We start from the raw sequence: 9,348 nt of genomic DNA, 5'->3' as shown, positions 1-9,348 counted from the left end.
TTTGGTGTTCGCCGATCGCGGGTTTGGGCTGATGCGGCGCCAACTCGTGGCGCCCGTGCTCGTCAGGCGCGTCGGCAGCCGTCGGCGTTTCCGGGTCGTCGGCTTCGGATTCGGCGTCGCTCATGTTGGCCTCATACCCCGTTATGCCCCGAACAACCTGCGCCGCAACGCGGCGGCGTTGCCGAAGATGCGGATACCCAAGACGACGATGATCGCCGTGGATAGCTGTGTGCCGACGCGCCTGACGAGCACGGGCGCCACGAGTTGGCGCCGCATCAGCCCAAACCCGCGATCGGCGAACTGCAGCCGAGGGGATTCCTGCGCCGTGGCCGCACCGTATTCGGCACGCTGGCGATCATGCTGTGCCTGCTGCTGGGGGTGGCCATCGCGACCCAGGTTCACCAGACCACATCCGGGGACTCGCTCGATACGGCACGCCCCGCAGACCTGCTGGTGCTCTTGGACTCGCTGCGTCAACGCGAAGCCACGCTGAGCACCGAAGTCGCTGAACTGCAGCGGTCGTTGAACGCATTGCAAGCCTCAGGCACCAGCGATCAGACCGCCATCCAAAACGCCCAGGCCCGTTTGGCGGCGCTGTCGATCCTGATCGGCACGGTCGGCGCTACCGGCCCCGGCGTCACGGCCAAGATCGACGACCCCGGACCGGGAGTGGCCCCGCAGGCGATGCTCGACGTGCTCGACGAGCTGCGGGCCGCCGGGGCCGAGGCGATCCAGATCAGTGATCGACACGAGGCGGTCCGCACCGGCGTCGACACCTGGATCGTCGGCGCGCCCGGCGTGCTGACCGTCGACGGCAAAAGCCTGACGCCGCCGTATTCGGTTGTCGCCATTGGCGATCCACCGACACTGGCCGCGGCGATGAACATCCCCGGCGGCGCAGTGGACAGCGTCAAACGCGTCGGCGGCACCATGTCGGTGCAGCAGGCGGACAAGGTAGACGTCACCGCCTTGCGGCAACCAAAACCGCGCCAATACGCTCAGCCAGTCAAGTAGTCACCGACCAGAACAGGAACACCGTGAGCGAAATCCCGCCAGATTTGCACTACACCACCGACCACGAGTGGGTCCGGCGAACCGGTGACGACACTGTCCGGGTGGGGATCACGGACTTCGCCCAATCGGCCCTGGGCGACGTGGTGTTCGTCCGGCTGCCCGAGGTGGGTGACGAGTTGACCGCGGGTGAGGCGTTCGGCGAAGTGGAGTCGACCAAGTCCGTGTCGGACCTGTACGCGCCTGTTTCGGCGAAAGTCGTTGCCGTCAACGAGGATCTGGACGCCAGCCCGCAGCTGGTCAACTCCGAGCCGTACGGCGGCGGCTGGCTGATCGACCTTCAGGTCGACGGCGCCGCGATCGACAAGAGTGTCGCCGATCTCCTGGACGCCGAGACCTACCGAGGCTCGCTGTCCGAGTGACCCTGTTATCGTTCCCTGCGCCCGGCGACAATGCCGGCCCGACCGGGGCGAAAGAGGCGCGGCTAGCAGATGTAGCCGTCGATCCGGCGGGGGACGGCACATTGGGCTCCTGTGCGCGGTACGGTCGTCACATCGACGGTCACTGCGGGTGGGAATCCGGCCGGCCGGACCCAACCAGACAACGCAGCAGCGGCCAGTGAGGAGCAGCGGGTGACGGACAAGGACAACGACCTGACTTCTGATGAAGTCACGGTGGAGACGACTTCGGTGTTCCGCGCCGACTTCCTCAACGAACTGGATGCTCCCGCGCAGACCGGCTCCGAGACCACGGTGTCCGGTGTCGAGGGTCTGCCGGCCGGTTCGGCGCTGCTGGTCGTCAAACGGGGACCGAACGCCGGTTCCCGTTTCCTGCTCGATCAACCGACCACCTCGGCCGGCCGCCACCCCGACAGCGACATCTTCCTCGACGACGTGACCGTCAGTCGGCGGCACGCCGAATTCCGTTTGGAATCCGACGAGTTCCACGTCGTGGACGTCGGCAGCCTCAACGGCACGTACGTCAACCGCGAGCCGGTCGACTCGGCCGTGCTGGCCAACGGCGACGAGGTTCAGATCGGGAAATTCCGGTTGGTCTTTCTGACTGGACCCAAGGCCGGTGAAGACGGAGGGTCCGGAGGCTAGTGACCGCGCCCGAGACCCCCGCACTGAGCGGGATGTCGATCGGAGCGGTCCTCGACCTGCTACGGCCAGACTTCCCGGATGTGACGATCTCCAAGATTCGGTTCTTGGAGGCCGAGGGTCTCGTAACGCCGCAACGCGCGGCGTCGGGATACCGCCGATTCACGGCGTATGACTGCGCTCGCCTGCGCTTCGTCTTGACGGCTCAGCGTGATCACTACCTTCCGCTCAAGGTGATCAAGGCACAGCTGGACGCTCAGCCCGACGGCGAGCTGCCGCTGGCCGGATCGCCTTACGGCGTACCGCGATTGGTGACAGTCGGCAACGGCGCGCCGCCCGACGCGGATGTGACGGTCGCACCCACCCGCGTCCGGCTCAGCCGCGAGGACCTGCTGGATCGCTCGGGCGTCGACGAGGACCTGCTGACCGCGCTGCTCAAAGCCGGGGTGATCACCACCGGTCCGGGCGGGTTTTTCGACGAACACGCGGTGGTCATCCTGCAGTGCGCCCGCGCGCTCGCCGACTACGGCGTCGAACCGCGCCACCTGAGGGCCTTCCGCTCGGCGGCCGACCGGCAATCCGATCTGATCGCGCAGATCGCCGGACCGCTTGTCAACACGGGGAAAACCGGTGCCCGCGACCGCGCCGACGATCTGGCTCGCGAAGTCGCCGCGCTCGCAATCACGCTTCATACCTCGTTGATCAAGTCCGCGGTGCGCGACGTTCTGCACCGCTGAAGGACTAGACTTCTTCTCGACAGCTTGCGTACGGCGGCTTGGTGTTTGCATCGCGACGCCGGCGCAGGTCTGACACGGAAGTGCGGCACGTGCGGAGGGCAGACACAGATGGGTGAAGTTCGCGTCGTCGGCATTCGCGTCGAGCAGCCGCAGAACCAGCCGGTGCTGTTGCTGCGCGAGGCCAGTGGGGACCGTTACCTGCCCATCTGGATCGGGCAGTCGGAAGCCGCAGCGATCGCCCTCGAACAACAGGGTGTCGAGCCGCCCCGTCCGCTAACCCACGATCTGATTCGCGATCTCATTACCGCACTTGGTCATTCGCTCAAAGAGGTGCGGATCGTCGATCTGCAAGAGGGCACCTTCTACGCGGATCTGGTCTTCGACCGCAACATCACGGTCTCGGCACGGCCGTCGGATTCGGTGGCCATCGCGTTGCGGGTGGGCGTGCCTATTTACGTCGAAGAAGCGGTGCTGGCCGAAGCCGGTCTGCTGATTCCCGACGAGAACGACGACGAGCCGTCCGGCGCCGTCCGCGAGGACGAGGTCGAGAAATTCAAGGAATTTCTGGACAGCGTTTCGCCCGACGATTTCAAGGCCACCTAGGGCATTAGCAGGCGCCGTCGGCGTTTGCCCGCAGGCTAATGCGGCGCGCCGCGATTCGGCCGATCTCGATTTGAATAGGCAATATCACGGATGCGTCTCATCTGCGAGTTCGACCTCGACACGCCCATTGGATAGCGTGACGACACCGTCCCGACCGCCATACTTTGCTTCAACTGATTAGTTCTACAAGCACGACAGCGTGTCGAAAAGCGTATGCTCACAAGCACTCGATTGAGCAAACGCGAAAACGGCAGCCCGTAACGAGCGCGCGATCGGCGAGAGGATACACCGTGGGTGACCAGCCACGTCAGGATCAACTGGATCTCGAGTCTCTGACGACGCTCGACGACGATCCAGAAGCCAGTCCCGAACCGGCGATCCGCGTGTCGAGCGAACCCGTGCAGGGCGGCCTGTTTCCCGACGACTCCGTGCCCGACGAGCTGGTCGGCTACCGCGGCCCGAGTGCCTGCCAAATCGCCGGCATCACCTACCGCCAGCTGGACTACTGGGCCCGCACCTCGCTGGTCGTGCCGTCGATTCGCAGCGCCGCCGGCTCCGGCAGCCAGCGCCTGTACTCGTTCAAAGACATCCTGGTGCTCAAGATCGTCAAGCGATTACTGGACACCGGCATCTCGCTGCACAACATTCGTGTGGCGGTCGACCACCTGCGCCAGCGGGGCGTGCAAGACCTGGCTAACATCACGCTGTTCTCCGATGGCACCACGGTCTACGAGTGCACCTCGGCCGAGGAAGTCGTCGACCTTCTGCAGGGTGGACAGGGTGTCTTTGGCATCGCCGTCTCCGGCGCGATGCGCGAATTGACCGGGGCCATCGCGGATTTCCCCGGCGAGCGCGCCGACGGCGGCGAGTCGATCGCCGCCCCTGAAGACGAGTTGGCCTCTCGCCGCAAACACCGCGACCGCAAGATCGGCTGATCCGCGTTCTCGTTACCGGTGCCGCCGGCCATGCCGGTGGCTTCGAGTAGGTAAACTCGATCACGCATCGTTCTTGCGCGGGAGAGTTCCGTGGCCGCCAGCCACGGACGCCGAAGGAGCAATACCTCTCCGTCAACCTCTCAGGCACCCGGACCGCGCCAGACCCCGATGCCTCTGGAAAGCGGTGATGGTCAGTCACCCGCCCATGGGGAAAGACATACGTCGAATCTCTCAGGCGCCCGGTTCGGGTAGACGACAGAGGGGGAGGACCTGGTTCCTCTTCTCGTCAGGAGTTCGACTCACATGTCAGACCACGCGAATCCACTTTTCGCCGACCGGCACATCGGCCCGGACAGCGCCGCCGTCGCGGCGATGCTCGACGTCATCGGGGTCGACTCGCTCGACGAGCTCGCCCGGCGCGCCCTGCCCGCGGGAATTCTCGACGCCCTGACCGGTTCCGGCGCGGCGCCCGGTCTGGATCAGCTCCCACCGGCGGCCAGCGAGGCCGAAGCGCTGGCCGAGCTGCGGAAGCTGGCCGACCAGAACACCGTCGCGGTGTCGATGATCGGTCAGGGGTACTACGACACTTACACACCGCCGGTGTTGCTGCGCAATATCCTGGAGAACCCCGCTTGGTACACCGCGTACACGCCCTACCAGCCGGAAATCAGCCAGGGCCGGCTCGAAGCGCTGCTGAACTTCCAGACCATGGTCGCCGACCTGACCGGGCTCGAGGTGGCCAACGCGTCGATGCTCGACGAGGGCACCGCGGCCGCCGAGGCGATGACACTGATGCACCGGGCCGTCAAGGGTTCAGCCCACCGATTGGCCGTCGACGTCGACGTGTTCGCCCAGACCGCCGCAATTCTCGCCACCCGCGCGGAGCCGCTGGGCATCGAGATCGTCACCGCCGATCTGCGCGAGGGTCTGCCGGAAGGCGAGTTCTTCGGCGTCATCGCGCAACTGCCCGGCGCCAGCGGCCGGATCACCGATTGGTCGGCGTTGATCTCCGAGGCGCACGAACGCGGCGCGCTGGTCGCGATCGGCGCCGACCTGCTGGCGCTGACACTGGTCACACCGCCGGGGGAGATCGGCGCCGACGTGGCCTTCGGCAACACCCAACGTTTCGGTGTGCCAATGGGATTCGGCGGTCCGCATGCCGGATACCTGGTGGTGCATGAGAAGCACGCCCGTCAGTTGCCCGGCCGGCTCGTCGGCGTATCCGTTGACGCCGACGGATTGCCCGCGTTCCGGCTCGCGCTGCAGACGCGTGAACAGCACATCCGCCGCGACAAGGCGACCAGCAATATCTGTACCGCGCAGGTGCTGCTGTCGGTGATGGCGGCGATGTATGCGAGCTATCACGGCGCCGACGGCCTGGCCGGCATCGCCCGGCGGGTACATGGCCACGCCGCGACCATCGCCGCCGCGCTCGGCGATAAGCTGGTGCACGACAAGTACTTTGACACCGTCCTGGCCCACGTGCCGGGCCGCGCCGACGACATTATCGCGGCGGCCAAGGCCGACGGCATCAACCTCTGGCGCGTGGACGACGACCACGTGTCGGTGACCTGCGATGAGGTAACCACCGATGCTCAGGTGGCGGCGGTGCTAGACGCATTCGGTGTCGAAGCCGCCGAGAGCTCGCCCGCCGACATCGCCACGCGCACATCGGAGTTCCTCACCCATCCCGCGTTCGTCAAGTACCGCACCGAGACGTCGATGATGCGTTATCTGCGTTCGTTGGCGGACAAGGATCTTGCGTTGGACCGCACCATGATTCCGCTCGGCTCGTGCACGATGAAGCTCAACGCCGCCGCCGAGATGGAATCGATCACCTGGCCGGAGTTCGCGCGCCAGCACCCGTTCGCACCGGCAGCGGACAGCAAGGGTCTGCGGCGATTGATCGCCGACCTGGAAACCTGGCTGATCCACATGACCGGATACGACGCGATTTCCCTGCAACCCAACGCCGGATCGCAGGGCGAGTACGCCGGGCTGCTGGCCATCCACGCCTACCACGCCAGCCGCGGCGAGCCGGAGCGCAACATCTGCCTGATCCCGTCCAGCGCGCACGGCACCAACGCCGCGTCGGCCGCACTGGCCGGCATGAAAGTCGTTGTGGTGGCCTGCCGCTCCAACGGTGACGTCGACCTCGACGACCTGCGAGCGAAGGTCGGCGAGCACGCCGAGCGGCTGTCGACGCTGATGATCACCTACCCGTCGACGCACGGCGTCTACGAACACGACATCGCCGAGATCTGCGCGGCCGTCCACGACGCAGGCGGCCAGGTGTATGTCGATGGTGCCAACCTCAATGCGCTGGTCGGGCTGGCCCGCCCGGGCAAGTTCGGCGGCGACGTCAGCCACCTGAACCTGCACAAGACGTTCTGCATCCCGCACGGTGGCGGCGGGCCCGGCGTCGGCCCGGTCGCGGCACGTTCGCACCTCGCGCCGTTCCTGCCCGGCCACCCGTATGCCCCCGAGTTGCCCTCTGGTCCAACGGTTTCGGCGGCACCCTACGGGTCGGCGTCCATCCTGCCGATCAGCTGGGCCTACATCCGGATGATGGGCGCCCCCGGCTTGCGCGCGGCGTCGCTGACCGCGATCGCGTCGGCCAACTACATCGCCCGCCGCCTCGACGAGTACTACCCGGTGCTGTACACCGGCGAGAACGGCATGGTCGCCCACGAATGCATCCTGGACCTGCGGCCGATCACCAAATCGACCGGCGTCACCGTCGACGACGTGGCAAAGCGGTTGGCAGACTATGGCTTCCACGCTCCGACCATGAGTTTCCCGGTCGCGGGCACGCTGATGGTCGAGCCGACCGAGAGTGAGAGCCTCGAGGAAATCGACGCGTTCTGCGACGCGATGATCGCGATCCGCGCCGAGATCGACCGCGTCGGCTCGGGGGAGTGGACGGTGGAGGACAACCCGCTTCGCGGCGCGCCGCACACCGCCGAGTGCCTGCTGGTGGACAAGTGGGAGCACCCGTACACCCGTGAGCTGGCCGCCTATCCGCTGGGAAAGGGCTTCCGCCCCAAGGTGTGGCCGCCGGTTCGCCGCATCGACGGCGCCTACGGCGACCGCAACCTCGTCTGCTCGTGTCCGCCGGTGGAGTCCTACGCCTGAGCCTTACATCCCCAGCGAGGCGAGGATCTGGCCGGGCACGACGTCCGCCAGCAGGGTGTAGAAGCCACCCAACGGCTCGACGCTGACGTTGGCCAGATCGCCCAGGCCCAGGTCGCCGAGCAGGTCGCTCAGCGTCAGCCCGGTCAGGTCGCCCAGGTTGCTCAGGTCCAGCGGCAGGTCCGAAAGGCCGAGGTCGTTGAGCAAGTCACCCAGGTTGAGACTGTCCAGCAAGCTGCCGATATGCGTGTCGAGGATCGAGTTGGTCACCCCGCCCAGGTCCGTCAGCAACGCGGCCAGGCTGATATCACCCGTCGCCGGAATCGGGAGACCAAGCTGGTTCAAGACGTCGGTGATCAGGCTGGTGATCGTGAAATCGCCGGACGGCAGATTGATTCCCAAGGCAGTCAACAGGCCGGTGATGCTGCCGAAGTCCCCGGTCGTGGTGTTGCCGAGGCCCAAATCGGCCAGCAGTTCCGTCAAGCTCAAGTGACCCGATGCGGCGCCGCTGCCCAGGGTGAGGTCATCGACCAGGGAGCTCAGCGAGATGCCGTTCAGCGCGGTCGTCAGCTCACTAGTGCTGAGCAGATCGTTGACGCTCAAGCCCAGCGGCGCTAGGACGACATTCAACGCAGTGGCCACACTGCTCAGCGGGCCGGCGATCAGCCCGTTCAGCGTGGAGGCGAGGGCGGTGATGCCGGCGGGGCCGAGCAGGCTGCCCACACTCTCGCTGCCGATACCCAGCTCGGTGAGCAACGTGCCCAGGTTGACACCGCCCACGTCGATGCCGTTCGGGAACAGATCGCTGATCACACCGGTGAGGCTGAGGGCGTTGACGTCTGTGTTGAATCCCACCGCATCCAGCAGATTCGCCAGCGTCACGTCGTTGAGGTTGGAGTTCAGGCCCAGGTCGCTCAACAGAGTCGGCAGGCCGAAGCTGCCCAGGTTGAGGCCGTCGAGACTGGTCAGTCCGCCCAGACCGAGGTCGTCGAGAACGGTGCCCAGAGTCGGGTCGCCCAACAGTGTGCCCAGCCCGAGGCTGCTCAACGGGTCGCCGCCCAGCGTGAGGTCGTTGAACAACGAGCCCAGGGTCAGGTCGCCCAGCCCGATCTGATTGAGCAAGCTGCTGAGGTCCAGGTCGGTCAGGGGTGTATTGCCCAAGCCCAGCGCGTTGATCAAGTCGGGCAGGTTGATGTCAATGTTCGCTGATGTTTCGGGGGCTATCAGGCCGTTGTAGAGCGGGATGGTGATGGCGCCGTTGAGCAGGCTGATGCTGTCCGTCCCGTTGAGCCAGGCGTTCAGCACGGTGGCCAGGCCATCGGAGAGGTTGGTGGAGCCGCTCTGTATCTGCTGGGCAACGGTCTCCAGCGTGGTGAGCGTCGCGCCTGTGGCCCCGAGGCCGGCGAGCGCGAGCTCGAGCCCCGGCGGCAATTCGACGGAGATTGTCGCGGGAAGCGACCCGAGATCCGTGGTGACGGTCGGGTCGAAGTTTGCGAACGCCTCGATCACGCCGAACGGGTTGGTGAGGAACTGGTCGAAGAGCTGTGTGATGTCCGACGAGCTCGCGTTGTCGACGATGAGGTTCAAGTTGGTGGTCGTGTTGGTCACGAGATCCGACCACGCGTCGACGAGTTGAACCGGCCGCGTCTCGACTCTTGCCGGGGGAGCAACCACTGGGGTGACGGCGATGATGCTGGCGCCGACGATGGCGACACCGGCAGTCGCGTAGGGGCGAAGGGCGTGTTGCATGGCGGACATCTCCTTTTCCAACACCACGATGTGATGGCGGTCACATAGCTGTGACGTAACGAAACTTTACCTGAGATACGT

8 protein-coding genes, 1 pseudogene and 1 riboswitch are annotated in these 9,348 nt (G+C 65.9%); of the genes and pseudogenes, 7 read left to right on the top strand and 2 right to left on the bottom strand.

Features of this window, described 5'->3' with window-relative positions; all coding sequences use genetic code 11:
• Window positions 1-141 precede the first annotated feature (141 nt).
• Window positions 142-237: pseudogene (locus A5658_RS28075) on the bottom strand (DUF1290 domain-containing protein); the annotation flags it as partial.
• Between A5658_RS28075 and A5658_RS12160 the strand changes: the two are divergent.
• The 7 genes from A5658_RS12160 (at window position 226) to gcvP (ending at window position 7,521) form a co-directional block, all read left to right on the top strand.
• Complete coding sequence (locus tag A5658_RS12160) at window positions 226-1,014, top strand: DUF881 domain-containing protein (RefSeq protein ID WP_067334728.1); 789 nt, start codon at window positions 226-228, stop codon at window positions 1,012-1,014. The pseudogene A5658_RS28075 and the gene A5658_RS12160 overlap by 12 nt on opposite strands.
• Before the next feature lie 23 nt (window positions 1,015-1,037).
• The gene (gene gcvH / locus A5658_RS12155; RefSeq protein WP_067334725.1) at window positions 1,038-1,433 is read left to right on the top strand and encodes a glycine cleavage system protein GcvH; all 396 of its coding nucleotides are present in this window, start codon (window positions 1,038-1,040) and stop codon (window positions 1,431-1,433) included.
• Window positions 1,434-1,643: 210 nt separating this feature from the next.
• Window positions 1,644-2,114, top strand: coding sequence for a glycogen accumulation regulator GarA (gene garA / locus A5658_RS12150; protein WP_067334735.1), 471 nt, complete (start codon window positions 1,644-1,646; stop codon window positions 2,112-2,114).
• Window positions 2,114-2,848: a MerR family transcriptional regulator gene (locus A5658_RS12145; RefSeq protein WP_067334721.1), complete on the top strand. Its 735-nt coding sequence runs from the start codon at window positions 2,114-2,116 to the stop codon at window positions 2,846-2,848. Before garA ends, A5658_RS12145 begins: the two co-directional genes overlap by 1 nt.
• 108 nt (window positions 2,849-2,956) lie before the next feature.
• Window positions 2,957-3,451: a bifunctional nuclease family protein gene (locus tag A5658_RS12140; RefSeq protein WP_067334717.1), complete on the top strand. Its 495-nt coding sequence runs from the start codon at window positions 2,957-2,959 to the stop codon at window positions 3,449-3,451.
• A 290-nt stretch (window positions 3,452-3,741) separates the two neighbouring features.
• Complete coding sequence (locus tag A5658_RS12135) at window positions 3,742-4,386, top strand: MerR family transcriptional regulator (protein ID WP_067334713.1); 645 nt, start codon at window positions 3,742-3,744, stop codon at window positions 4,384-4,386.
• 68 nt (window positions 4,387-4,454) lie between these two features.
• Window positions 4,455-4,552: riboswitch (glycine riboswitch) on the top strand.
• 137 nt (window positions 4,553-4,689) lie between these two features.
• Window positions 4,690-7,521 carry an aminomethyl-transferring glycine dehydrogenase gene (gene gcvP / locus A5658_RS12130; RefSeq protein ID WP_067334710.1) on the top strand — a complete coding sequence of 944 codons (2,832 nt, stop codon included), beginning with the start codon at window positions 4,690-4,692 and terminating at the stop codon, window positions 7,519-7,521.
• A 3-nt stretch (window positions 7,522-7,524) separates the two neighbouring features.
• Here gcvP and A5658_RS12125 read toward each other — a convergent pair whose 3' ends face one another.
• The gene (locus A5658_RS12125; protein ID WP_156751406.1) at window positions 7,525-9,267 is read right to left on the bottom strand and encodes a hypothetical protein; all 1,743 of its coding nucleotides are present in this window, start codon (window positions 9,265-9,267) and stop codon (window positions 7,525-7,527) included.
• Window positions 9,268-9,348 lie beyond the last annotated feature (81 nt).

Source organism: Mycobacterium sp. 1245111.1 (assembly GCF_001673405.1).
Taxonomy (GTDB): Bacteria; Actinomycetota; Actinomycetes; order Mycobacteriales; family Mycobacteriaceae; genus Mycobacterium.
The sequence above is the reverse complement of the archived record's forward strand: the minus strand, read 5'-3'. Positions and strand labels throughout refer to the sequence as shown.

What these genes read in the sequence shown, in the direction of transcription:
- gcvP (WP_067334710.1), top strand. Translation starts at nt 4,690, where the DNA reads ATGTCAGACCACGCGAATCCACTTTTCGCCGACCGGCACATCGGCCCG.
- A5658_RS12125 (WP_156751406.1), bottom strand. Translation starts at nt 9,267, where the DNA reads ATGCAACACGCCCTTCGCCCCTACGCGACTGCCGGTGTCGCCATCGTC.
- A5658_RS12140 (WP_067334717.1), top strand. Translation starts at nt 2,957, where the DNA reads ATGGGTGAAGTTCGCGTCGTCGGCATTCGCGTCGAGCAGCCGCAGAAC.